The 22,981-nt window shown below is 59.7% G+C and carries 16 protein-coding genes; 13 read left to right on the top strand and 3 right to left on the bottom strand.

The annotated features are described in order from the left end of the window. Nucleotides 1-245 precede the first annotated feature (245 nt). Together VRY85_RS13275 and VRY85_RS13270 are read right to left on the bottom strand one after the other, a co-directional pair. Complete coding sequence (locus VRY85_RS13275) at nucleotides 246-1,187, bottom strand: cobalamin-binding protein (protein WP_414599079.1); 942 nt, start codon at nucleotides 1,185-1,187, stop codon at nucleotides 246-248. Nucleotides 1,188-1,313: 126 nt separating this feature from the next. After that, nucleotides 1,314-3,137, bottom strand: coding sequence for a TonB-dependent receptor domain-containing protein (locus VRY85_RS13270; RefSeq protein ID WP_414599078.1), 1,824 nt, complete (start codon nucleotides 3,135-3,137; stop codon nucleotides 1,314-1,316). 550 nt (nucleotides 3,138-3,687) lie between these two features. Between VRY85_RS13270 and metH the strand changes: the two genes are divergently transcribed. From metH to VRY85_RS13240, 6 genes are all read left to right on the top strand, one after another. Next, nucleotides 3,688-7,461 carry a methionine synthase gene (gene metH / locus VRY85_RS13265; RefSeq protein ID WP_414599077.1) on the top strand — a complete coding sequence of 1,258 codons (3,774 nt, stop codon included), beginning with the start codon at nucleotides 3,688-3,690 and terminating at the stop codon, nucleotides 7,459-7,461. Between the two features lie 9 nt (nucleotides 7,462-7,470). After that, a complete protein-coding gene (locus VRY85_RS13260; RefSeq protein WP_414599076.1) occupies nucleotides 7,471-8,289 on the top strand; it encodes a helix-turn-helix transcriptional regulator in 819 nt (272 codons plus the stop codon). Nucleotides 8,290-8,332: 43 nt separating this feature from the next. Continuing rightward, a complete protein-coding gene (locus tag VRY85_RS13255) occupies nucleotides 8,333-8,521 on the top strand; it encodes a DUF3460 family protein (RefSeq protein ID WP_414599075.1) in 189 nt (62 codons plus the stop codon). Between the two features lie 11 nt (nucleotides 8,522-8,532). After that, nucleotides 8,533-9,411 carry a segregation and condensation protein A gene (locus VRY85_RS13250; RefSeq protein ID WP_414599074.1) on the top strand — a complete coding sequence of 293 codons (879 nt, stop codon included), beginning with the start codon at nucleotides 8,533-8,535 and terminating at the stop codon, nucleotides 9,409-9,411. Nucleotides 9,412-9,447: 36 nt separating this feature from the next. Then, complete coding sequence (panC, locus tag VRY85_RS13245) at nucleotides 9,448-10,296, top strand: pantoate--beta-alanine ligase (RefSeq protein WP_414599073.1); 849 nt, start codon at nucleotides 9,448-9,450, stop codon at nucleotides 10,294-10,296. Between the two features lie 232 nt (nucleotides 10,297-10,528). Continuing rightward, complete coding sequence (locus VRY85_RS13240) at nucleotides 10,529-10,930, top strand: response regulator transcription factor (RefSeq protein WP_414599072.1); 402 nt, start codon at nucleotides 10,529-10,531, stop codon at nucleotides 10,928-10,930. On the opposite strand, the gene VRY85_RS13235 is transcribed toward VRY85_RS13240, so the two are convergent. Further along, nucleotides 10,870-11,538, bottom strand: coding sequence for a hypothetical protein (locus VRY85_RS13235; protein ID WP_414599071.1), 669 nt, complete (start codon nucleotides 11,536-11,538; stop codon nucleotides 10,870-10,872). The two genes, VRY85_RS13240 and VRY85_RS13235, sit on opposite strands and share 61 nt — an antisense overlap. Nucleotides 11,539-11,631: 93 nt before the next feature. Between VRY85_RS13235 and VRY85_RS13230 the strand changes: the two genes are divergently transcribed. The 7 genes from VRY85_RS13230 (at nucleotide 11,632) to VRY85_RS13200 (ending at nucleotide 22,979) form a co-directional block, all read left to right on the top strand. Further along, nucleotides 11,632-12,342, top strand: coding sequence for a prepilin peptidase (locus tag VRY85_RS13230; protein ID WP_414599070.1), 711 nt, complete (start codon nucleotides 11,632-11,634; stop codon nucleotides 12,340-12,342). Between the two features lie 14 nt (nucleotides 12,343-12,356). Continuing rightward, on the top strand, nucleotides 12,357-12,962 hold the full coding sequence (gene coaE / locus VRY85_RS13225) for a dephospho-CoA kinase (RefSeq protein WP_414599069.1): 606 nt from the start codon (nucleotides 12,357-12,359) through the stop codon (nucleotides 12,960-12,962). Next, the gene (gene zapD, locus VRY85_RS13220) at nucleotides 12,941-13,729 is read left to right on the top strand and encodes a cell division protein ZapD (protein WP_414599068.1); all 789 of its coding nucleotides are present in this window, start codon (nucleotides 12,941-12,943) and stop codon (nucleotides 13,727-13,729) included. Before coaE ends, zapD begins: the two co-directional genes overlap by 22 nt. A 115-nt stretch (nucleotides 13,730-13,844) precedes the next feature. Further along, entirely contained in the window at nucleotides 13,845-15,137 is a 1,293-nt protein-coding gene (locus tag VRY85_RS13215; protein ID WP_414599067.1) for an MdtA/MuxA family multidrug efflux RND transporter periplasmic adaptor subunit, read from the top strand. 8 nt (nucleotides 15,138-15,145) lie between these two features. Continuing rightward, nucleotides 15,146-18,253: a multidrug efflux RND transporter permease subunit gene (locus tag VRY85_RS13210; protein ID WP_414599066.1), complete on the top strand. Its 3,108-nt coding sequence runs from the start codon at nucleotides 15,146-15,148 to the stop codon at nucleotides 18,251-18,253. After that, a complete protein-coding gene (locus VRY85_RS13205; RefSeq protein ID WP_414599065.1) occupies nucleotides 18,250-21,393 on the top strand; it encodes an efflux RND transporter permease subunit in 3,144 nt (1,047 codons plus the stop codon). The genes VRY85_RS13210 and VRY85_RS13205 overlap by 4 nt, the downstream gene beginning before the upstream one ends. Before the next feature lie 161 nt (nucleotides 21,394-21,554). Further along, entirely contained in the window at nucleotides 21,555-22,979 is a 1,425-nt protein-coding gene (locus VRY85_RS13200; protein WP_414599083.1) for an efflux transporter outer membrane subunit, read from the top strand. The last annotated feature ends 2 nt before the right edge of the window (nucleotides 22,980-22,981 follow it).

The following is a 22,981-nucleotide window of genomic DNA, read 5'->3' as shown; positions in this document are numbered from 1 at the left end:
GTAAGGAGGCGGGCAGTCAAGCCTGGCTTTCGAGGTCCGGCCGGGGGCCGGACTGCCCTTGCCCACACCCCCACCGGGGCGGGCGCAAAACTCGCGCGATCGGACAGCCCCCGGCTGTCCGAAAACGCCGCGCTCAAACAGTTGCGCCCTTGAGTCCCCGTTGGGGTTGCGGGCGGCGGCTCTCCAGAATGGGCTTGTCTGCCCGCCTCCTTACTGGCCTTTTGTTGGGGTGGTTCTAACCGGGTCTAGGGCTTGGGAGGTGGGTGGTGTTTTGGTGAGTGGGTGGTTCTAACTGCGTCTACGGCTGGGCAGAGGGCTTCTGCTGCGTCTATCAGGCGGGGGCCGGGGCGGTATAGGGCGTCGGGGTTGGCGATGTGAATATGGCCGTTGAGGGCGGCGGGCAGGCCGTAGGAGGCCCAGCGGTGGCGGATTTCGTCGGGGGCGCTGCCGGGGTGGCCGGTGGCGATGATGAGTTGCGGGTTCTGTACCAGCACGCTTTCCACGGAGACGCGGGGTGCGGGGATGCCGGTGGAGGCGTAGAGGTTGGTGGCGCCGCAGATGCGCAGGGCGTCGTTCAGCAGCGGGTCGTCGCCGATGGTGTAGAGCGGCTTGCTGCCGACTTCAATGAATACGTTGACTGGCGCGCGCTGTGCGTACTGGTTTTCCAGGGCGTTGATGCGGGCTTCCAGGTGGGTTGCCGCTTCATTCGCGGTGGTTGCGCTGTCCAGCAGTTGGCCGATGCGGCGGATGTCGGCGGGAATGTCGCGTAGCGTCAGGGGGCGCGAATACAGCATTTGCGCGCCCATTCGTTCTGCCAGGGGTTCGAGCTGCAGGGCCAGCCCCGAACGCAGCCAGCCTATCAATGCCGTGGGCCGCAGCATGATGATGCGTTCCTGGTTCGCAGTAATGCCGTCGCCCACGCGGGGGATGGCGTTTGCGGCGGGTGGGAAGTCGCTGGCGGTGACGGTGCCGACGATGTGCTCGCCGCCCCCGGCGGCAAAGACCATTTCGGTGACATGGGGGGTGAGGGTGATGATGCGGTGAGGTTTGTCGGCCCCGGTTTTTGTTTGTTGGACGGCGATGTCGGCGCGCGCGGAAAGCGGGCCGACAATCGCCGCGAGCGCCAGGGCGGCGATTGCCAGTCGTTTTGCCCGGCGCGGCTGGGCGCTTTTTGCCTGCCAGCGCATGTGGGCAGGCAAGTGGAGAGCCCCGGCGGCGGCCGTGGCGGCTTTCCGCCGGAGCGCCCGGGCCAGGATGGCGGCCCGGGTGCTCCGGGTTGGGTTTTTGTGTGTTTGAGACACGTTTACCCGGCCCTACATGCGCACCGAAAGGTTTATGAAGAAGTTGGAGCCCGGGGTTTCATAGCCGTAGAGGTTGTTGTAATCCTTGTCGAGTATGTTGTTCCAGCGGACTTGCACGGCCACGTTGCTGCTGAAGTCGTAGCCTGCGGTCAGGTTGACCAGGCTGTAGCCGCCTACCCTGACATTATTGGCTGCGTCGTCATAGCTGTGACCGGTGAATTGGTATTCAGCCCCTACACGCAGGTCGTTGTAGCGTTGTTCCGCTGCGATCAAGTATTGCTGCTGCGCGCGGCGTTGGAGGCGTTTACCGGTTTCGTCGTTGCGGGGGCGCATGAAATCAGCTGTGCCACGCAGCGTGGTGTTTTCCCATTCATAGCCTGCGGTCAGTGTGGCACCGCGTATCGTGGCGCGGTTGATGTTCTCGGGCAGCCAGGCGTTGGCCGGATTGCCAATAATCAGGTCGCGTATTTTGTTCTGGTAGATGGTGGCGCCCAGGTTCAGACCGTCTTTCTGGTAACGGGCATGTGCTTCAAAGTTGCGGGATTTTTCCGGCTTGAGGTCGGGGTTGGCGACCCAGGGACCATACAAATCGCGCATGTTCGGGGTTTTGAAGCCGGTGCTGCCGGCAATGCCCACTGTCCAGGCGTCGGTGATGGCCAGGTCATAACCCAGGCCGCCAGTGACTTCATTGCCATAGCCGCTGACGTTATCGTTGCGCAGGCTGGCCTGCAGGCTATGACGGCCGAAACGGCCGTTATAAACCGCACCGACAGAGTTCGTATTACGCTGGGTGACCTCTATTCCGTCGTTGTTGGTGGGGCGTTCTTCAAGACGTTCTACGTAGGCCGCTATCTTGTGGTTGTCTGTCAGCTGGAAGTTGTTCTGCCAGCTATAGCTGCGTTGCAGACTGGTGGAAACGGAGTCCCAGGCGCGGTCATCGTAAGACTCTTTGCTCAGTCCGAGGCGCAGCACGCTTTGCCACTTGGCGGTAATGGTATTGGTGCTGGTGAGGGAATAAGCCTGCTGGCGCGTCAGTGCATAAGACGGCTGGCTGGCCCAGTCGCCTGCGTCGTAATCGCCATTGATATAACTGTTGTAGAAGCTCAGGCCCAGATGCTGGCCTTCCGCCCAACGATAGCCCAGCGAGCCAGCCAGGCTGTGCTGGTTGTAGCCGTCCTTATCCTTGTAGTAGCTGTTGATGTTGTCGGGGTTGGTAGCTTCGTAACCGCCGCTATCGGCCATGCTGGCTGAAATTGAGTAATCCCAGCCTGCCGCTGCGCCAGAAAACCCGGTGGAGGACTTGAAGGTTTCATGGGAGCCGAAACCCATATTTCCCCAGGCTGAAAACGGACGGTCCTGCTCGCCTTTGCGGGTAATGATGTTGATGACGCCGCCAATGGCATCGGAACCGTACAGGCTGCTGGCTGCGCCGCGCAGGATTTCAATGCGTTCAATGGCGGCGGGGTCAATGGCGTTCCAGTGGACGCTATCATTGAAGGAACTGTTGATGCGCATGCCATCAACCATCACCAGGGTATGGTCTGTGTTGGCGCCACGCAGCATGATGCCGGTCAAGGTCTGCGGCCCGCCACTATTGGTGATCTGCACACCCGGCTGGCGCGACAGAATCTCGGCGACGCTGTCGCCGCCCGCGCGCTGCAGCTCTTCGCGGCCGACAACGGTGATGTCGCCCATCGCATCGTCCAGCGCCTGGGGTGCGCGGCTGGCCGTGACGACGATGTCATCCAGCTGAGGCACTGCGTTCTGGGCAAATACAGACAGGGGGGAAATACAGAAGGCAACGGCGATCGCGCGCCGCAATGGGTGCAGAGGCATGAGGATCCCTTGAAGATGTGCGTCCCCGCACATCAGTAAGCATGAGTATGGCGCCCGTCAGCGTGATGGACGGCGGGGGCCGTCCGGGCACGAGAGCGTGGCGGGTTCAGGGGCGATCCAGGCCGGTATCGGGCTGGCATGCGGCTGTGTGGAGCAGCGTTGCATGCACACCGTTGCGGGGGCAGCACATCCCGTCGTTCATTGCTTGACTTATCGCGCGAAGCCGGCGCGCATTTGCGCTTCAGGCTCGTTGAACCACTGCGTGAGTTCTGTCGGCGATGACGACGTCTGTTTCCCGTTTGACTTCCTCCAGGCGGGGTTGAATCCGCGCCGGGAAGCACCTTTTTCGACGGCTGAAAGTATACAAGAGAATGGGGTCTGTCCCGGTTTAAGGGAAATGTAAGGATATAGCCCTTGGTGGGGTAGGGTGAATGGGTCTGACTGGGGCGGGTAGCGACGATACAATGTCGTTTTACTTTAAACGTCAACGTCGGGCGTGCCGGTTCAGGGGGGTCTGGATGGGCGGCGTTCCGGCTCTGGGTCTATTTCAGTGAATTATCCCGCATTGCCTTATCCGATTTCTTCGTACACGCATGGCGCCGAGTTTGTGCGCCGGCTTGGTCAACGCATCCTGATTCTGGATGGCGCGATGGGGACGATGATTCAGCGTTACAAGCTGGCGGAAGGGGATTTCCGCGGCCAGCGGTTCGCCGAGCATAGTCGGGATGTTAAAGGGAATAACGAGCTGATTTCCCTGGTGCTGCCGCACATCATCACGGAAATTCACAAGCAGTATCTGGAAGCGGGCGCCGATATTATCAGCACCAATACCTTTGGCGCGACGGCAATTGCTCAGTCCGATTACGACCTAGCCAGCATCGCCTATGAACTCAACCTGGAATCGGCCAAACTGGCGCGGGCCGCTGCGGATGCTTTCAGCACCCCCGAGTGGCCGCGTTTTGTGGCGGGTGTGATGGGGCCGCAGCCGCGTACTGCCTCAATTTCTCCCGATGTGAACGACCCGGGCGCACGTAATGTCACCTTTGAGGAATTGCGCGACGCTTACACGGAGCAGCTTAACGGCTTGCTCGATGGCGGTGTTGATATCGTTCTGATCGAGACGATTTTCGATACGCTGAATGCCAAGGCCGCCATCTTCGCGGTAGAAACCGTGTTTGAAGAACGCGGTATTCGTCTGCCCGTCATGGTGTCGGGAACGGTTACGGATGCTTCCGGCCGCATTCTTTCCGGCCAGACGGTCGAAGCTTTCTGGAATTCGGTGCGCCACGCCCGGCCCGTTACCATCGGCCTGAACTGTGCGTTGGGTGCAGCGCTAATGCGCCCCTACATCGCAGAGCTGTCAAAAATCTGCGATACCTGGCTCTGTGTCTACCCCAACGCCGGCTTGCCCAACCCAATGGCGGAAACTGGGTTTGACGAAGGCCCTGAAGAAACCTCGGCGCTACTGGAAGAGTTCGCACGCTCCGGCCTTGTCAACGTGGCAGGCGGTTGCTGCGGCACCACCCCGGATCACGTTCGCGCCATTGCTGAAAAAATGCGAGGTGTCGCGCCACGCGTGGTGCCGGAAATCCCCATCAAAACGCGCTTGTCGGGCCTGGAAGCGCTGAATATTGATGAGGACTCCTTGTTCGTGAACGTGGGCGAACGCACCAACGTCACGGGCAGCAAGATGTTCCTGCGCCTGATTCGCGAAGAAAAATACGAAGAAGCCTTGCAGGTGGCCCGCCAGCAGGTAGAAAACGGTGCTCAGATCATCGACATCAACATGGACGAGGCGATGCTGGATTCAGCCGCCTGCATGCGCCGCTTCCTGAATCTGATTGCCTCCGAGCCGGATATTTCCCGCGTGCCCATCATGATCGACAGTTCCAAGTGGGACGTCATCGAACAGGGCTTGCGCTGTGTGCAAGGCAAGGCCGTGGTGAACTCGATTTCCATGAAGGAAGGCGAGCAAGCCTTTATCGAGCACGCCAAACTGTGCCGCAAGTATGGCGCGGCGGCAGTTGTCATGGCGTTTGACGAGCAAGGGCAGGCCGACAGCCTGGAGCGCCGCAAGGAAATCTGTGAGCGCGCCTACCGTATTCTGGTGGATGAGGTCGGTTTCCCACCCGAAGATATTATTTTCGACCCCAACGTGTTCGCCATCGCCACCGGTATTGAAGAACACAACCACTACGCGGTCGATTTCATTGAAGCCACGGGCTGGATCACCCAGAATCTACCGCATGCCAGAGTGTCGGGCGGTATTTCCAACGTCAGCTTCTCCTTCCGTGGCAACGACGCCATGCGCGAAGCCATTCACGCGGTCTTCTTGTACTACTCCATCCGCCAGGGCCTCACCATGGGCATTGTCAACGCCGGGCAATTGGCGGTGTATGACGACCTCGACAAAACGCTGCGCGACATGGTGGAAGACGTGGTGCTGGATCGTCCTGAGCCTTTAGGCAAGACCGACCCGGCTGACGAGCGCACACCGACGGAACGCCTGGTAGAACTGGCGGAAACGATTAAAGGCAGCGGCGCACGCAAGGAAGAAGACCTCACGTGGCGTGAAGCCACGGTGGAAGAGCGCATTATCCATGCGCTGGTGCACGGCATTACCAATTTCATTGTTGAAGATACGGAAGAAGTCCGTCAGAAAATCGCCGCTGCGGGTGGCCGCCCGATTCAGGTCATCGAAGGCCCGCTCATGGACGGCATGAATGTGGTGGGCGACCTCTTTGGCGCGGGCAAGATGTTCCTGCCCCAGGTCGTGAAGTCGGCCCGCGTCATGAAGCAGGCCGTGGCGCACCTCATCCCCTTTATTGAAGAAGAAAAACGCCAGATTGAGGCGGCGGGTGGCGATGTTCGCTCCAAGGGCCGGGTGGTGATTGCCACGGTCAAGGGCGATGTTCACGATATTGGCAAAAACATCGTCACGGTCGTGCTGCAATGCAATAATTTTGAAGTCACGAATATGGGGGTCATGGTCCCGGCATCGGAAATCCTGGCGAAAGCCAAGGAAGAGAACGCCGACATGGTGGGGCTGTCCGGTCTCATCACCCCCAGCCTTGAAGAAATGGCCTATGTCGCGTCCGAAATGCAGCGCGACGACTACTTCCGCGAGCGCAAAATCCCCTTGCTGATCGGCGGCGCCACAACCAGCAAAGTGCATACAGCGGTGAAGATCGCTCCAAATTACGAAGGCCCAGTCATTTACGTGCCGGATGCCAGCCGTTCGGTGGGGGTGGCCACTTCGTTGATGTCGGATCAGTCCGCAGACTACCTACAAGAACTCGCCGCCGAGTACGAGAAAGTGCGCGAGCGCCATGCCAACCGCCCTAAAACTCGGTTGGTTAGCTTGGAAGAGGCGCGCAAGGGCAAGCCCGCCATCGATTGGAACAATTACACCCCGCCACGCCCCAAATTTATCGGGCGACGCGAGTTCAAAAACTACGATCTTGCGGAAATTGCTCGCTTTATTGACTGGACCCCATTCTTTCAGACATGGAGCTTGTTTGGCCAATACCCCGCCATTCTGGACGATAAAGTCGTGGGTGAGCAGGCGCGTAAACTCTTCGCCGATGCTCAAGTCATGCTGAAGAAGATTATCGAAGGGCGCTGGCTGACAGCCAGTGGCGTGGTGGCTTTCTACCCGGCCAATACGGTGAACCACGAAGATATCGAAATCTACACCGACGACAGCCGCTCCGAAGTGCTATTCACTTGGCGCAATTTGCGCCAGCAGCAGGAAAAGCGCGAAGGCATTGACTACAAATCTCCGGCGGATTACATCGCGCCCAAAGAAAGCGGCGTGGCCGATTACATTGGCATGTTTGCCGTGACGGGCGGCTTGGGCATCGAAGAACACGATCAGCGCTTCTTGGATGCCGGCGACGATTACTCCTCCATCATGCTTAAGGCGCTGGGCGACCGGTTCGCCGAAGGCTTTGCTGAATGTCTGCATGCGCGGGTGCGGCGCGACTTGTGGGGCTATGTGGTCGACGAAGACCTCGACAACGAAGCGCTGATTGCTGAAAAATATCAGGGAATCCGCCCTGCTCCGGGCTATCCGGCTTGCCCGGAGCATATCGTCAAGGCGGACATGTTCCGCGTGATGCGGCCCGAGGAAGTGGGCATGCAACTGACCGACAGCTATGCCATGTATCCGGCATCCAGTGTGTCGGGCTTCTACCTCAGCCACCCGATGTCGCAGTATTTCAATATTGGAAATATTGATGCCGACCAACTGCAGGATTACATCCAGCGCAGCGGGCGGGATGAAGACGACGTGCGGCGCACCCTGGCAAGCGTGTTGCGCTAGGCCCAAACCATGGTGAGCCAGGCCTCCGGTTCGGGTACAGGGAAAATGCCTGCGCCTGATACCGCCAGGCGCAAAGCCATGGGGGACTTCCTGCGCAGCGCCCGGGCGCGGGTCCAGCCCGACATGGTGGGCCTGCCTGCCGGTACGCGGCGTCGTACCCCCGGGCTGCGCCGGGAAGAAGTGGCCCAACTGTGTGATATCAGCACCACCTGGTACACCTGGATAGAGCAGGGTCGCCCGGTTACCGTGTCGCCTGCCGTCCTGGCACGATTGGCCTCGGTGTTGCGCTTACAACGGGCCGAACGCCATTACCTGTTTGAATTGGCCGACTGCACCGACCCCGAACACGGCGGCGCAGGCGACGATTCCCTGCCACCCGTGCTGGCCGATTGCGTACACAGCATCACGGCTGCCGCCTACATCATGGACCGCTGCTGGAACGTGATGTCCTGGAACGCACCCTTTCTGTACTTGTTCGATGGTTGGCCGCAGCGCGACGAAAAACCCAATATGCTGCGTTATATCTTTCTGGACCCTGCCGCCCGGTCTCTGGTGGTGGATTGGGAAGAACGCGCCAGTCGCGTTGTAGCGGAATTTCGTGCCGATGTCGCGGCCCACGCAGGCGATGCCGGTGTCAGCGAGCTTGTTCAGGAACTGCAGCGCGAAAGCCCCGTTTTCGCCCATTGGTGGACACGCCACACGGTTGTAGACCGTGCGGGCGGGGTGCGCGACTTCCATCACCCCAAAGAGGGGCGCTTGAGTTATCAGCAAATCACTTTCCGCCTAGCGGTACGGCCGGATTGCAAATTGGTGATGTTGCTGCCGTGAAGTAAACTCGGGTATCTACGCTAACCGAGACTACTTCAGCACTATGGCAAAGCATTACGAGTCAGACGTCACTCAATTCATCAATCAGTACAAGAAACAGCACCCCGATACCGAGCTGCGTCAGCGCGAGGGGCGTGCACGTCTGTGGGATAAGAACCTCGACCCTGAGCTGCAGGAAGGTTTTAAGCAGGCGCGCGTGCCGCAGAAGCCCTACGTTTACCAGACCAACTGATTGATCACAGCATGACCCCGCACAAGGCTGTCGGGGGCGATTTCGACGCCCTGGTATCACCGCCCCTGGACAGCACGCCGGATACGGTGGATACCGTGGCGCTGGCTCGCCTATACGGCGAACCCTTGTTCGATCTGCCGCAAGACCTCTACATTCCGCCCGACGCGCTTGAGGTTTTTCTGGAAGCGTTTGAAGGGCCGCTGGATTTGCTGCTCTATCTGATCCGCAAGCAAAACTTCAATGTGCTCGACATCCCCATGGCGGATGTCACGCGGCAATATTTGTCCTATGTAGAGCAGATCCGTCGTCAGAATCTTGAGCTGGCGGGCGAATACCTGTTGATGGCTGCCTTGCTGATTGAAATCAAGTCGCGCATGCTCTTGCCGGTACGCAAGTCCGATACCGGCGAGGAAGTGGACGACCCGCGGGCTGAGCTGGTGCGCCGCCTGCTTGAATACGAGCAGATGAAGCTGGCGGCGCAGAAGCTGGATAAGCTGCCGCAATTGGGGCGCGATTTCCAGCGCAGCCATGCGTTGCTCAATTTGCAGGTAGAAGAATTGCTGCCGGAGGTCACGCCGGAAGATTTGCGGGATGCCTGGCGGGAGATCCTGCGTCGCGCCCGATTGAACGCGCACCACCAGATCACCCGCGAGCAGTTGTCCGTGCGCGAGCACATGACGCTTATCCTGCGCCGCTTGTCCGATGTACGCTTCATGGAGTTTTCCGAACTCTTTATGGAACGCGTCGAACAAGGGGATGCCGTGGCGGTGGTCGTCGTGCATTTTCTGGCCATGCTGGAACTGGCCCGTGAGTCGTTGCTGGACATCACTCAGGCAGAACCCTACGCGCCCATTTATGTGCGCCTTTCATACGTGCGCGCGGCAGCCTGAGCGGCTGACGCGCTTAATACCCGAACGGAGAAGTCCTTGAAAGTCGTTCACACCATCGAAGAATTGCGTGATCAGCTGCGCGGGCAGTTGAACGTATCCTTCGTGCCCACCATGGGCAATCTGCACTCCGGCCATCTTGCATTGATGAAAATGGCCCGCCAGCATGGCGACCCAGTCGTTGCCAGCATCTTTGTCAATCGACTGCAATTCGGGCCCAACGAGGATTTCGACCGCTATCCGCGCACCTTGGCCAACGATATCGAAAAGCTTGAGCGCGAACGTAATGTCTATGTGCTGTTCGCGCCCGATGAGCGCGAAATGTATCCCGAGCCGCAAAGCTATCGCATCCAGACGCCGCCAGTGCTGGGCGACATCCTGGAAGGCGAGTTTCGACCTGGGTTTTTCAACGGCGTTAGCACCGTGGTGATGAAGCTGTTTTCCTGTGTGCAGCCCCGTGTGGCCGTGTTTGGGAAGAAGGATTACCAACAGCTCATGGTCGTGCGCGCCATGTGCAGGCAGTTCCAGTTGCCTGTCAATGTGCTGGCTCATGAAACCGTACGCGATGCCGACGGCCTGGCCTTGTCGTCACGCAACGTTTACCTGACGCCGCAAGAGCGCGCTGAAGCGCCTCAGTTGTATCGGCAGTTGCAGGCGGTGGCACAGCGTGTGCGCGATGGCCACTCCGATGTCGCCGAACTGGAAGGCTTAGCAGCTCAAGAGCTGGAACGGCGCGGTTGGGAAATGGATTACTTCAGCGTGCGACGCCAGCGCGATCTATTGGCGCCCAGTCGTGAGGAAGTGCAGGCTGGCGAGCCTCTGGTTGTACTGGCAGCGGCCAAACTCGGCGCGACTCGCCTGATCGACAATCTGGAAATCGAGCGCTGAGCCCCTCTTGCCAACATTTTCCTCACAAGCCCCGGCCCTGAAAGCCGGGGTTTGTGCATTGGAGCAGGGTCAAACAAGGCAGAAAAGTGTGATGTTTTTATCCACCCCATAAGTGACAGCGGCCCGCCAAGATTGCACATGGCAGAATGAGCGCCCGAGTCCACCAGAACCACTGCAATATCAAGCAAGTGGGTGTTGGTGAAACGCTTCCTTAAACCACATAGGAGGGGTCATGAAGAGGCAAACAGCTGCGCTCATGAAGAGGCAAACTTTCGGGCTCACGAATAGGCCGACCGCATGGGCTGAAAAAAGAGATAAAAGCGGGTTCGATAGCGATGCTCGTTTTTCAGCACTGACGCCGCGCGAGCGTGATGTCATGGCGTATGTAGCAGCCGGCAAGCCAAATAAAATCATAGCGGCGGAATTGGGCGTATCGCAGCGCACCATAGAAGCCCATCGCGCCCGGGTGTTTCAGAAGCTGCAGGTGCGCAATGCGGTGGAGCTCACCCACTACTTGCTGGCGGCCAGAGCGCTACATTGCACCGAGCCGCTCATGAGTGGGTTGCCGGCCCATCAAGAACAACTGATGGCGGGTTTCCCTTGCAGCTCGTCGATGGGGTCGATGTCGGCCTGACGGGACAGGCGGTGCTCCAGCACAGGCTGCGAGCCATGCAGCATGTTCACACGCAGTGTGTTTCCATTCAAAAACGTCAGGTCGGCCATTGTGCCGCCCTGATCGGGCTGCGCAAGCACGATGCGCAGCGGTTCGGAACCGATGACGTTCCAACAGCCCTGATCCACCAATGTCTGCCCTGGCTGGTTATTTGTCAGCAACACTGTGCGGGAGCGCCATTCACCGCTGGGCGCGAGCGTCACAGCGAATCGCGCCGCTTCGCAGCTCAGGCCGGCAGGGCAAGGCACGGTTCCCAGAAAACTGCGGGCTTCCGCCAAGGGACGCGGCTGTGCGGCCGCCAAAGGCTGTTCACCTTCTGTCACGACAGCCGCCTGCGGGGCTGCGCTGACGGGGCCGGTACCACCAAACCCCAACTGAATTTGTGATGCGGCGCGCGGCCCGGGGCCCATGCCCTGGTTCTGGGCATCAAGTTGCGTGTTTTCGCGAGTGGTGTCGTATCGCGCTGCGCTTTCGTCCGGGGTGGCGCAGGCGGCCAGGGTGAGCAGAACAGCCAGCGAACCAAGTGTCTTGCAGGCGGCGATAGCAGAAGAGGTGGAGTGTGAAGACATGAGGAATATCCATCGAAAGCGCGTTACGAAAGCACTGGAAAAGGCTTTCGGGGATTTATTCTACGCATTTCCATCGCGGTTGGGGGCATCGTGATGGAAAGTCTGGGAAGTTGGGTTTGGCTGGCCCTGCCCGGCGCCGCTGTGTTAGGGGTGTGGTGCGCCGCACTGTCTTTGGCCTATGCCCGACATATTGCCGAGGGTTTCGCCATTGACGGCGCCACGCTGTGCGCGGCCCTGCGGGTTGTGACCCAAGGGCGCGGTGGGTGGGCCGTACCTTGGCCTTTGGGCCTGGTGTGCGCATGCCTGCTTGCGCTGGCGTGTCTCCCTTTCATCTGGCAGCCCTCGCTCCTGACCGCCGCCCGCTTTGTCGCCTGTGCCGTTTTGCTGGTGCTGGCCGTAATCGATATACGGTGCGGGCTGTTGCCTGATGCGCTGACCCTGCCTTTGCTGTGGGCGGGTCTGTTGTTGTCTTGGGCAGGGTTTGGGGTGGCCCTGCACGACGCGGTGGCTGCGGCGGCGGCAGGTTACGCATTCCTGCGTGGCACGAATATTTTGTTCCAGGCATGGCGGGGGTATCCCGGCATGGGCGGGGGCGACATGAAGTTGTTGGCTGCGTTGGGAGCGTGGTTAGGGTGGGCGTGGTTGCCGCAAGGGCTGTTGGCGGCCTGTCTAGTGGGCGTTTTATTTGCGGTTTTGAGGCGGAGCGCCAACGGCCGGCACCGCCCGCTGGCCTTTGGCCCCTTCCTGGCTTTTGCCGGTGCGTATGGGCTCTTGGGCGGCCCTGTTGTACAGTTCCTTTTTTGAGCCAGGAATACCGTATGTACAAGGTGGGTCTGACCGGCGGAATCGGTTCCGGGAAAAGCAAGGTGGCGGACATGTTGGCCGCTTGGGGAGCAGCAGTCGTCGATACGGATGTCATTGCTCATGACCTCACGGCGCCAGGGGGGGCGGCGATTGAGCCGATCCGTCAGGCTTTTGGGCCGGATGTCATTGCGGCAAATGGTGCGCTCGATCGTGCCGTCATGCGGGAACTCGCATTCCAAAGCCCTGAAGTGCGGCGACGGCTGGAAGCCATTCTTCACCCCATGATTCGCGGGGAAACCCGTGCTCGGGCCAATGTGGCTCAGGGCAGTTATGTCGTGTTTGTCGTGCCGTTGCTGGTGGAATCGGGAAGCTGGCACACGCAGCTGGACCGCATCTGCGTGGTGGACTGCGACCCCGAGACGCAGATCGCCCGGGTGCAGGCGCGCAGCGGGCTGACGCGCGAAGCTATTGAGCGTATCATGTCAGCACAGGCATCACGTGAAGAGCGCATCGCCGCCGCGCATGATGTCGTCCTCAATGACGGGAAAACTTCCCTCCAAGAACTGGAACTCAGTGTCCGGGCGCTGCATGAGTATTGGTGCATGCAGGCGCTGCTGTAAGGGTTATAGGTCGCGTGATTCTTTACGAATATCCATGTAACGAACGCATTCGCTCTCTTCTCAGGGTCGAGCATTTGTTCGATCGCTTGTTCTTCTTTGCCGAAGGCGAAGATGTCAGACACCATCAGGTCACCATGGCCACCTTGTTCGATCTGCTCGACATTTTCGAGCGCACGGATCTGCGGGGCGCGATTATGCAAGATCTCGAACGCCAGCGCGGTTCGTTGGCGGCTTTGCGTCAGCACCCAGGTGTCGATGAAAACAGGCTGAACGCGATGCTGGAAGAGATCCAGTTGGTCAATGGCGAACTCGCCAATCAAGGCAAGGTGGGGCAGAGCCTGCGCGATAACGAATGGCTAACCAGTTTGCGGGGGCGCTTGGCCGTGCCCGGCGGCTCTTCGCCTGTGGATATGCCTTCGTTTTTTTCCTGGCAGCTCAAAAGCTTTGAGGAACGGCGCAACGATCTGCGTACCTGGATAGAACCCTTTATGTCGCTGTACAGGGGGTTGGCCCTCATTCTGCGCATGTTGCGCGATTCTGGCGATGTGCGCGACATGATGGCGCGCGACGGCGCCTACCAGGAAATGTTGAGTGGCAAAACCTATCAATTGTTGCGAGTCTGGATTGACGACTCCCGCCGCGTATTCCCTGAAATGAGCGCCAATAAATACCTGATCTGGGTGCGCTTTGCGGCGCAAGGCGCCGATCTCAAGCCGCAGCCCGTGGGGGTTGATACCCCGTTTCAGCTTGCATGCTGCCATATCTAGGCAGTAAATAACCCAAAATCCTGTTGCATCTCGTTTCTACGCCGCCCTTGGTCGTGCGTAGCAGCCTGATCTTGCGCGACAATGTCGGCTTGTCTTCGTATGCCGAGGTAAGTTCATGTCGTTTCAAGAACCCACGTCCGCGGGCAAGCGCCGTGGGCGCCTGTGGAGTTGGCTGATCGTGCTGGCAATAAGCGCTGGGGCGGCTTATTGGTATCTCACTGCTCGCGATGCGACTCCCCCTGGCGCGACAGGGCCTGCTGCCATGAGTGGCGGGTTCGGTGCTGCAGGCTTTCGCAGCATGGCTGTGCCCGTGCGGCTGGCCACGGCACAGGAGCGCACTTTGCAGCACACATTGCGGGCCATCGGCACGGTAACGGCATTCAATACAGTCGTGGTGCGCAGTCGGGTGGGTGGCGAGCTTTTGCAATTGCACTTCGAGGAAGGGCAGTCGGTGCAGGCGGGCGACCTGCTGGCACAGATTGACCCGCGTGAATATCAGGTTGCGCTGGACCAAGCACGCGGCCAGCAACAGCAGAATGCAGCGCAGCTGCAAAGCGCCCGCGCTGATCTCGAACGCTACCGCCTGCTGTTTCGCCAAAACTCGATTGCCCGCCAGCAATTGGATCAGCAGGAAGCCTTGGTTAAACAACTTGAAGGGGCGCGTGTGAGCGACCAGGCTGCGGTAGACAGCGCGGGTTTGCAGCTGAGCTACACCCGCATTACCGCGCCGATCTCAGGGCGGCTGGGCCTGCGTAAGGTGGACCAGGGAAATATCATCACGGCCTCCGATACCGAAGGCATTGTCACTATTACTCAAACTCAGCCGATTTCCGTTGAATTCACCTTGCCCCAGGCCGAGGCTGCAGAGGTGCTTGAACAGTTGCGCCAAGGCCAAACACTGCAAGCTGTGTTGTATGACCAGAACGACACCCAAGAACTCGCGCGCGGTGAGTTGATGTCGGTGGATAACCTTATTGATGTGTCTACCGGTACTTTGCGCCTTAAAGCGCGTTTTGATAACGAAGAAGAGCGCCTGTTCCCCAACCAGTTCGTTAACGTGCGCTTGTTGGTTTCAAGCCAGCAAAACCTGGCAGTGCCTGCCGCCGCAGTACAAGTCGGTTCGATCGGCAGCTTCGTCTACGTGGTGGATGAAAACAATACGGTTCGCATCCAGCGGGTCACGGCGGGGCGGGTGGACGGCTCCTGGGTGGCGGTGCTCGATGGGCTGAAAGCGGGCGACCGTGTGGTAGTTGAAGGTACAGACCGCCTGCGCGAGGGCAATCAGGTCGATGTGGTGACGGTGGACGGTGAGGAAGTCGCCGTCACGCCACGTGGCGCTCCAGGCCGGCCGGCAACGATGTCAGGTGGCGCCCAGGGCAGTGCGGGCGCTGCGCCCGCTGGGCACTGAGGGTAGTCGTGAATTTATCGCGTACCTTCATCCTGCGGCCTGTAGCCACAACATTGGCTATGGTGGCTTTGCTGCTGTCGGGGCTGCTGGCTTATCGGTTGTTGCCGGTTTCCGCTCTGCCGCAGGTAGACTACCCCACCATACAGGTTACGACCTTGTACCCGGGGGCCAGCCCGGATGTCATGACAGCGCTGGTGACATCGCCACTGGAACGGCAATTCGGTCAGATGGCGGGCTTGACCCAAATGACGTCGTCGAGTTCTGGCGGCTCTTCCATCATTACTTTGCAATTCGATCTGGATCTGTCTCTGGATGTGGCAGAGCAGGAAGTACAGGCATCCATCAATGCTGCATCCAGCTTGCTGCCCAATGACTTGCCCGCGCCGCCTGTTTATAACAAGGTGAACCCGGCTGATACCCCGGTTATTACTCTGGCGGTGACATCGCCCACTTTGCCATTGCATCAGGTGCGCGACCTTATCGACGTGCGGGTGGCACAAAAGCTCTCGCAGATTACCGGGGTGGGCATGGTGAGCATTGCGGGCGGGCAACGCCCGGCAGTGCGTATCCAGGCAGATGCCGCCGCGCTGGCGGCGCGCGGCCTGACGCTGGCCGATATACGTTCGGCGATTAACACCGCCAATGTCAATCAGCCCAAAGGGAATCTGGATGGGCCGGAACGCTCCACCACCATCGACGCCAACGACCAGTTGCGCTCAGTGGAAGATTACGAAAACCTCATCCTGCATCATGAAGATGGTTCTGTGCTGCGCCTGCGCGATGTGGCCGTCGCGGTTTATGACGCTGAGAACGTGCGGCAGGCCGCATGGGTGGGCCGCACCCCGGCGATTTTGTTGAATATCCAGCGCCAGCCGGGCGCGAATGTGGTGCAGGTGGTCGACAGCGTCAAGGCCATGCTGCCCAGCTTGCAGAGTGCATTGCCGGTCGGGGTGGATATGGCCATCGCCGCCGATCGTACCCAGACCATACGCGAAGCCATCCGCCACGTGCAGGTGGAAATGATGCTGGCGATTGGCCTGGTGGTGCTTGTCACCTTCGTGTTTCTGCGCAGTTGGTCAGCCACCTTCATCCCCAGCGTGGTGGTGCCGCTGTCGCTGGTGGGGACGTTCGGCATTATGTATTTGAGCGGCTTCAGCTTGAATACGCTGACCTTGATGGCCTTGACCATTGCCACCGGTTTTGTGGTGGATGACGCCATCGTCATGATAGAAAACATTGCCCGGCATATTGAAGAGGGCGAGCCGCCCATGCAGGCGGCGCTCAAAGGCGCCAAGCAGATTGGGTTCACGCTGGTATCGCTGACTTTGTCGCTGATTGCCGTGTTGATCCCGCTGCTATTCATGACGGATGTCATTGGCCGCCTGTTCCGGGAATTTGCTGTGACGTTGGCGGTCGCCATACTGCTTTCCTTGCTGATTTCGCTGACGCTCACGCCCATGATGTGCGCCCGCATGCTGAAGCCGGAATCGGAAATGAAGCTGGGCCGCTTTCAGCAGGCGGCCGGGCAGGGAATGGATAGGCTGATCGCCGCTTACGACCGCGGCTTGCGCTGGGTGCTGGGCCGCCAGGGGCTGACGCTGTTGGTGGCCGTCGCCACGCTTGGGGTCACCGCGTTGCTATACATTGTCGTGCCAAAAGGGTTTTTCCCGCAGCAGGATACCGGCCTGATTCAGGCGATTAGCCAGGGCCCTCAGGATGTCTCTTTCGCTTCCATGGCGGCCCGCCAGGGCATGGCGGCTGAGCGTATTTTGCAAGACCCTGATGTCGACTCGGTAACGTCCTTCACGGGTATCGACGGTACCAATGCCACGCTGAATACCGGCCACATGCAGATCGCGTTGAAGCCGCTGGGTGACCGCAGCGCCAGTGCGCAGGAAATCATCAGACGCTTAAGCGCGCAGCTGGCGGATCTGCCTGATATCCAGGTTTTCATGCAGCCAGTGCAAGATTTAACGGTGGACGACCGGGTCAGCCGCAATCAGTACCAGATGACGCTGTCCGACCCGGATCACGACGTATTGCTGGAATGGGTGCCGCGCTTAGTGGATGCGCTGGCGCAATTACCAGAACTGGAAAGCGTGGCCAGTGATCTACAGCCCATGGGGCGTGAAGCCATCGTGCGGATCGACCGTGATGCGGCGGCGCGGCTGGGCATTACCAACGCCATGGTGGACGATGCGCTTTACGATGCGTTCGGCCAGCGTTTGATTTCCACGATATTTACGCAGGCGGCCCAATACCGGGTGGTGCTGGAAGTGGCGCCGCAATACCGGCAAGACCCATCCGCGCTGGAACATATCTATCTGCGCAGCAGTTTGGGCACCCCAGTGCCCTTAAGTGCGGTGGCGCGTATCGAGCACGACAGCACCTTGCTTTCCATTGAGCGACTCGGGCAGTTTCCTGCCTCCACGATCTCCTTCAATACCGCCGCAGGTGTGGCGCTATCGGATGCCGTGGACGCCATACGCGCGGTGCAAGCGCAAATGGGAATGCCGCTGTCGTCAGATCTGACCTTCCAGGGGGCGGCACGCGCCTTCCAATCTTCGCTTTCAAGCACCTTGTGGCTGATTCTGGCGGCTGTAGTCACAATGTATATCGTTCTGGGTATTCTCTATGAGAGTTACATCCACCCGGTAACGATTCTTTCCACGCTGCCTTCTGCGGCCGTGGGAGCGCTGCTGGCATTGCTAATGACCGGCACAGACCTGGACATGATAGGGGTGATCGGCATTATTTTGCTGATCGGCATCGTCAAGAAGAACGCCATCATGATGATTGACTTCGCCCTGGATGCCGAACGCACGCGCGGTATGGACCCACAAGCCGCCATTCACGAAGCCGCCTTGCTGCGCTTTCGGCCGATTCTCATGACCACGCTGGCGGCATTGTTCAGTGCTGTGCCCTTGATGCTGGCAACCGGCTCGGGCGCTGAGTTGCGACAGCCGCTAGGGTTGGTAATGGTGGGCGGGTTGATCTGTAGCCAAGTGCTCACCTTGTTCACCACGCCGGTCATCTACCTGTTCTTTGACCGCTACGCACGCCGCTTTAGAAAAGGCGATGCTGGCGAAACTGTGATCGGGGAGCCATCGGCATGAGGTGGTTCGGGACATTCATCATGCGGCCGGTGGCGACCACGCTCGCCTGTCTAGCCATGATGTTGGCTGGTGGGCTGGCTTACTTTCTTTTGCCTGTCGCACCGCTGCCGCAGATGGATTTCCCCATGATTACCGTGTCGGCCAGCATGCCGGGGGCCAGCCCTGAAACCATGGCCTCCACTGTGGCCACGCCGCTGGAGCAGGCGTTAGGGTCGATTGCCGGGTTGGCGGAAATGAGTTCGCGCAGTTCCGAGGGCTCGACCCGCATCATGCTGATGTTCGACATGGGCCGCGATATCGACGGTGCCGCGCGCGACGTGCAGGCGGCCATCAATGCGGCGAGCGCCATGCTGCCTTCCGGCCTGAGAAGCAACCCGTCGTATCACAAGGTCAACCCATCGTCTTCGCCGATTATGGTGCTGGCGCTGACCTCGCCGGTGGCGACTCAAGGCGAGCTTTACGACCTGGCTTCCACCCTGGTTGCGCAGAAGCTGGCCCAAGTGCCGGGCGTGGGCGAAGTGGAAGTGGGCGGCAGCTCGTTACCGGCGGTGCGGGTGACACTGAACCCACAAGCTTTGTATGCCGCGGGCGTGGCACTGGACGACGTTCGCCGCGCCTTGAACGATGCCAACACCTTGCGGCCCAACGGCATTGTTGAAAACGATCGCCATCACTGGCTGGTGAGTACGGGGGGCCAAATCAACCGTGCGTCGCAGTTTGCGCCCTTGATCGTGGCCTGGCGTAACGGTGCGCCCATTCGCCTGCAAGATGTGGCCGTGGTGGAAGACTCGGTTGAAGACCGCAACAACATAGGCTTTTATAACGACAGTCGTGCCGTGCTGCTGATTGTGCGCCGCCAGGCGGATGCCAATATTCTGAAGACTGTGGATGAGATCCGCAGCCGGGTGCCACAGTTTGAAGCCATGTTGCCCGCCAATGTCACGTTATCCGTGGCGCAAGACCGTACCCCCAGCATTCGCGCCTCCATGAAGGAGGCAGAGCTCACGCTGATCGTTGCCGTCGTGTTGGTGATTGGTGTGGTTCTGATGTTTTTGCGCAATGTCAGGGCGGCCATGATTCCTGCCATTGCCGTGCCCGCCTCGCTGATCACCACCTTCAGCTTCATGCTGTGGTTCGGCTACACCTTGAACACGATTTCCTTAATGGCGTTGATTGTGGCTACGGGTTTTGTGGTGGATGATGCCATTGTTGTGCTGGAAAACATTATCCGCTATCGCGAAAAAGGGGTGCCGCCTGTGCGCGCCGCCCTGCTTGGCGCGCGTGAGGTCGGCTTCACCGTGGTCGCCATGAGTCTTTCCCTGGTGGCGGTCTTTATTCCCATGCTGTTTATGGGGGGGCTGCCGGGGCGACTATTCAGGGAATTCGCGGTCACGCTGTCGGTGGCCATCATGGTGTCGCTGCTGATTTCCCTGACTGTCACGCCCATGATGTGCGCCCATTTACTGAAGGTGGGGCCGCGCAAACAGGCAGGTGAAACGACGCCTTCGGCTGCGCCGCGCCGCAGCGTTTTGAACCGTGCTTTTCGTGCCATGGGCGCCTGGTTCTGGGCCGGCTACAAGCATTCATTGAATTGGGCGCTCAAGCACAGCCGCTTCATGCTGTTCACCTTGTTTGCCACCATTGGCCTGAATGTCTACCTGTACACCATTGTGCCCAAGGGCTTTTTCCCGCAACAGGATACCGGGCAGTTAATGGGTTTCTTCCGGGTCGATCAGGGCACATCCTTCCAAGCCATGATGCCCAAGCTGGAAGCTTTCCGGCAGAAGCTGCTGGAAGATGATGCCATCCAGAGTGTGACGGTCCACGCAGGGGGCCGTGGCGGCAGCAATTCCAGCTTTCTGATGATTGAGTTGAAGCCTCTGGATGAGCGCACCGAAAGCGCCCAGGAAGTCGTCAACCGTTTGCGGCCAGAATTCCAGCGCACCCCCGGCGCGCGCCTGACGCTGGTGCCGCAACAGGATATTTTCGTTGGGGGCCGCCAGCAAAGCTCCGGCAGCTACGACTACACCTTGATGACCGGCGACCTTGATTTACTCAAGACGTGGATGCCGCGTGTGCAACAGGCGTTGTCGGCCCTGCCGCAGTTGGTGGATGTCGATACCGACGTTGAAGACAAAGGCCGTCAGGTCGAGCTGATTATTGATCGGGAACAGGCTAAGCGTCTGGGTGTGGACATGGACATGGTGGCTGCCACGCTGAATAATTCTTTCAGCCAGCGGCAGGTGTCGGTTATGTATGGTCGCCTCAACCAATACCATGTGGTGATGGGCATTGATGAACGCTACGCTCAAGACGCCGAATCCTTGCGGCTGGTACAGGTGATTGATGGTGAAGGCAGGCGGGTGCCGCTATCGGCCTTTACCCGGCTGGAACGTGGCAGCGCGCCTTTGAGCGTGAATCACCAAGGGCTGATGGCAGCGGATTCGATTTCCTTTAGTTTGGCAGAAGGGGTGGCGCTGGATGAAGCCATGGCCGCGATCGAGGATGCCGTCGCACGGATCGACCTGCCGACCCAGGAAATTCAGGCAGGCTTTTTGGGCACGGCAGGTGCCCTGCAGCATGGCGTGCAACAGCAGCCTTGGCTGATTCTGGCGGCCTTGGTCACCATGTATCTGGTGTTGGGCATGCTATACGAAAGCTATATGCACCCCATCACCATTCTTTCTACCTTGCCGTCAGCGGGTATCGGGGCCTTGTTGGCGCTCATGATGTTGGGTGAACAGTTCACCCTGATTGCCTTGATTGGCGTGTTTCTACTGATTGGCATTGTTAAGAAAAACGCCATCATGATGGTGGATTTTGCCTTACTGGTGGAGCGGCGCGATGGCCTGAGTTCGCGCGAAGCGATCTATCAGGCCTGCCTGGTGCGTTTCCGGCCCATCATGATGACAACCTTAGCAGCCATGCTGGGCGCCTTGCCCCTGGTGCTGGCGACCGGGGCGGGTGTGGAAATGCGCCGCCCGTTGGGCATTACCATTATCGGCGGCCTGTTGCTCAGCCAGATTCTTACTCTGTATACGACGCCGGTCGTCTACCTTTACCTTGACCGCCTGCGCTGGCGTTTTGCGCGCCGCCGTGGCAAGGCAGCCCCCACTGCTGTGATTGACTCGACAACATGACCAGAATATCCACCATTCAGGGGCCTTCCCCCACCTTGGCGCAAGCCGGCTGCAAGCCGCTGCTTTCTGAGGCCGGAAAACGCACGCTTCAGGCCGTGCGCAGGGCGGTACGGCACTGGCCGTTTACTCGTGCCCGCGCCACCCTGGTGGGTGTGGTGAGCATGCTGGCACTGGCCGGTTGCGCGGTCGGACCGGACTATCAACAGCCGGCCGTTGACGTTGGAGCCTCTTATGGGCAGGCCAACCAGCCCTTGGACCCCGCGGCTAATTCCGGCTGGGTGCAGGTGGAACCGGGGGCGGATGTGCTGCGCCCCGACTGGTGGGTGCTTTACGGCGATGATGCGCTGAATAGTTTGATGCAGTCGCTGCAATCCCAGAACCTGGACATCCAACTGGCTGAAGCGCGGTATCGGCAGGCTCAAGCCGCATTGCAATCGGCGCGTTCGAGCTTCTTTCCCACAGTGGGCAGTAACGCGTCGGCGGAACGTACAGGTAGCGGTTCCGCCGGTAATGGTGTGAACAATAACTACGCCCTGTCAGGTTCGGTGAGCTGGGAACTGGATCTCTGGGGCCGGGTGCGGCGTTCGGTGGAATCCAGCCAGGCAGGCTTGGATGCCAGTGTGGCGGATATAGGCGATGTACGGCTAAGCATGCAGTCCACGCTGGCTCAAACCTATTTTTCAATTCGTGTCGCCGATGCGGAAATCCGTTTAATGGAGCAAACCGTGCAGGCCTACGAGCGTTCGCTGCAGCTTACGGAGAATCGCTATAACGCTGGCGTGGCCACGCCTGTCGATGTGGCAGCGGCCCGCACCCAACTTGAAAATGCCCGCACCCAACTCTTGGCGTTGCAACGTCAGCGTGCCCAGTTGGAGCATGCCGTTGCTGTACTGCTGGGGCAGCCACCTGCTGCTTTTGAACTGGCGGCCGGCGGCGATATTCCGCAGCTTCCCACTATCCCCGTTGGGATTCCGGCTGAGCTATTGCAGCGCCGCCCCGATGTGGCTGCCGCTGAGCGCCGCATGGCCGAAGCCAATGCCAAAATCGGTGTTGCCCAGGCGGCCTGGTTTCCGGCGCTTACGCTGGGTGCGCAAGGGGGCTTTCGTTCAGGCCAATGGGCGGAATGGCTGACCGCACCGGCACGCTATTGGGCGCTAGGCCCGGCGCTGGCGCTTACCTTGTTCGATGGGGGCGCGCGTAGCGCGGCAGTAGAGCAGGCGCGGGCCGACTTTGATATTCAGGCCTTGAGCTGGCGGCAGACGGTGCTGGCCGCCTTGCAGGAAGTCGAGGACTTGCTGGTGCAGCTACGCGTCATGGGCATGGAGCAGGTGACGCAGGGCAGGGCGCTGGAGTCCGCCCGCGAATCTCTGCGGCTCACCCAGAATCAGTATGAAGCGGGCCTGATTGATTACTTAAGTGTTGTGCAAACTGAAACCACGGCGCTCAGCACGGAAAGAAGCGCCTTGAACCTGCTGCAAGAGCGCCTGAATGCGAGTGCCCGCCTTATGGCTGCACTGGGCGGGGGCTGGACGCCTGAGGCCCCGCAGAACCAGAACCAGCCCGAGGCGGATGCCGCCTCTGACTGACT

It is taken from the genome of Achromobacter sp. F4_2707 (assembly GCF_047501535.1).
In the GTDB taxonomy this organism is placed as follows: Bacteria; Pseudomonadota; Gammaproteobacteria; order Burkholderiales; family Burkholderiaceae_B; genus Yanghanlia.
Note: the sequence above shows the minus strand (reverse complement) of the source record. Positions and strands in the feature narration are given on the sequence as shown.

Bases quoted from the DNA above. Each gene is read 5' to 3' on its own strand.
- VRY85_RS13275 (WP_414599079.1), bottom strand. From the start codon at position 1,187: ATGCGCTGGCAGGCAAAAAGCGCCCAGCCGCGCCGGGCAAAACGACTG.
- VRY85_RS13270 (WP_414599078.1), bottom strand. From the start codon at position 3,137: ATGCCTCTGCACCCATTGCGGCGCGCGATCGCCGTTGCCTTCTGTATT.
- VRY85_RS13260 (WP_414599076.1), top strand. From the start codon at position 7,471: ATGGTGAGCCAGGCCTCCGGTTCGGGTACAGGGAAAATGCCTGCGCCT.
- VRY85_RS13255 (WP_414599075.1), top strand. From the start codon at position 8,333: ATGGCAAAGCATTACGAGTCAGACGTCACTCAATTCATCAATCAGTAC.
- VRY85_RS13250 (WP_414599074.1), top strand. From the start codon at position 8,533: ATGACCCCGCACAAGGCTGTCGGGGGCGATTTCGACGCCCTGGTATCA.
- VRY85_RS13240 (WP_414599072.1), top strand. From the start codon at position 10,529: ATGAAGAGGCAAACAGCTGCGCTCATGAAGAGGCAAACTTTCGGGCTC.
- VRY85_RS13235 (WP_414599071.1), bottom strand. From the start codon at position 11,538: ATGTCTTCACACTCCACCTCTTCTGCTATCGCCGCCTGCAAGACACTT.
- VRY85_RS13230 (WP_414599070.1), top strand. From the start codon at position 11,632: ATGGAAAGTCTGGGAAGTTGGGTTTGGCTGGCCCTGCCCGGCGCCGCT.
- coaE (WP_414599069.1), top strand. From the start codon at position 12,357: ATGTACAAGGTGGGTCTGACCGGCGGAATCGGTTCCGGGAAAAGCAAG.
- VRY85_RS13215 (WP_414599067.1), top strand. From the start codon at position 13,845: ATGTCGTTTCAAGAACCCACGTCCGCGGGCAAGCGCCGTGGGCGCCTG.
- VRY85_RS13205 (WP_414599065.1), top strand. From the start codon at position 18,250: ATGAGGTGGTTCGGGACATTCATCATGCGGCCGGTGGCGACCACGCTC.
- VRY85_RS13200 (WP_414599083.1), top strand. From the start codon at position 21,555: ATGCTGGCACTGGCCGGTTGCGCGGTCGGACCGGACTATCAACAGCCG.